Source organism: uncultured Eudoraea sp., assembly GCF_947260015.1.
In the GTDB taxonomy this organism is placed as follows: Bacteria; Bacteroidota; Bacteroidia; order Flavobacteriales; family Flavobacteriaceae; genus Eudoraea.
The window spans coordinates 11,823-12,907 of record NZ_CAMYOM010000028.1 but is presented as its reverse complement, the minus strand read 5'-3'; the positions used below and the strand labels follow the sequence as shown (position 1 = coordinate 12,907).

Annotated in this window: 1 protein-coding gene; it reads left to right on the top strand. The window is 44.4% G+C overall.

Annotated elements, in window-relative coordinates; genetic code table 11:
* A partial coding sequence (locus Q0X66_RS11580; protein WP_297706512.1) for a hypothetical protein occupies window positions 1-1,085 on the top strand: 1,085 nt, incomplete at both ends.

The following is a 1,085-nucleotide window of genomic DNA, read 5'->3' as shown; positions in this document are numbered from 1 at the left end:
GTAGATAATGGTGATGGCACCTATGATTTTACCGATGCGGGTGGTGCAGTAACCACAATAAGTGATACCTCCATTTCTACCTTGGCAGATAATGCGGATGGTACCTATACTTATACTGATGAAACAGGGGCAACACAAACCATTGATACCAATGCGAGTGCCAACCCATATGACAATACGACTTCAGGCTTAACGGCCATCAATGTACAGGATGCAATAGATGAACTAACAGTTGGAAGTACAGACGATCAAAATCTTACTGGTGCTGCCCTTAATGGAGCTAACCAGTTGCAAATAGATATTGAGAATGGAAGTTCTGCAGCAGTTGATCTTTCTTCTCTGGTCGAAACGGTTATTGCTGGAACCGGTGCTATTACAGTTACTGATGATGGGAATGGTAATTATACTGTAAATTCAACAGATCCCGACGAGGACTTGACTAATGAGCTTACACTAATAGGACCAGGTTTACCCGTAGTTATCCCTAGTAATAGTGGAGTAACTTATGTGGATAGTGTGGCGGGTCAATTATATGTATACGACGGTGCCGCATGGCAAGCAGTTGGAGGCAGTTCTAGTCCTGATTTGGATGGGGATCCAACCAACGAATTAAATACAGCCTTTGCAGTAAATGCAGGAAATCTTGAAATTACCGATAGTGGCGGAATACTGTCTGTACCCCTAAGCAGTTTGGGAACAGATGATCAGAACCTGTCCACGAGTGGAGCAGCGGGTAATATTTCCATAGAAGATGGCAATGCTATAAACATAAATGTAGACGATGCAGATTCCAGCGTTACTAATGAGGTAAACACGGTCTTTGCTGTAAACGGCACTGATCTGGAGATCACGGACAGTAACGGCACCCTTTCGGTACCGCTTGCTTCACTTGGCACGGATGATCAGAATATAGATGTATTAACCCTAAACGGGGCGACCAACATATTGACCGTAGGTATTGAGAATGGTAGTGACTTAACGGTAGACTTATCAGGATTGGTAGCCGACGGCTCAGAAACGATAGTCACCGGCGCAGGGATTAATGTGGTAACCGGCACAGGAACCACAGGTGATCCTTATATCAT